The organism is Flavivirga rizhaonensis (genome assembly GCF_004791695.1).
In the GTDB taxonomy this organism is placed as follows: domain Bacteria; phylum Bacteroidota; class Bacteroidia; order Flavobacteriales; family Flavobacteriaceae; genus Flavivirga; species Flavivirga rizhaonensis.
In genome coordinates this window covers 1-222 of record NZ_SRSO01000103.1, presented here as the reverse complement: position 1 = coordinate 222, position 222 = coordinate 1, and the positions used below count along the sequence as shown (strand labels likewise).

1 protein-coding gene is annotated in these 222 nt (G+C 48.6%); it reads right to left on the bottom strand.

The features are described 5' to 3' along the window. On the bottom strand, positions 1–222 hold a 222-nt coding region (locus EM932_RS21530; RefSeq protein ID WP_211344338.1), incomplete at both ends, for a hypothetical protein.

Genomic DNA, 222 nt, shown 5'->3' with positions numbered 1-222 from the left:
GTTCCGCCTGTTAAACCTGTTATGCTTGGCGTTGGATCTGTAGCATCTGCACAATATGCTGCGGCGCTATAGCTAAAGCCCGCATCGTCTAATGCATTGATCGTCACGCTAGCGGTACTACTGTTTGGACAGGTTCCTGCTGTGGTATAAGTTACGGTATAGGTTCCCGGAGTACTGGTCGATACATCGATAAGTCCTGTTCCTGCTGTAAGTGATAAGCCT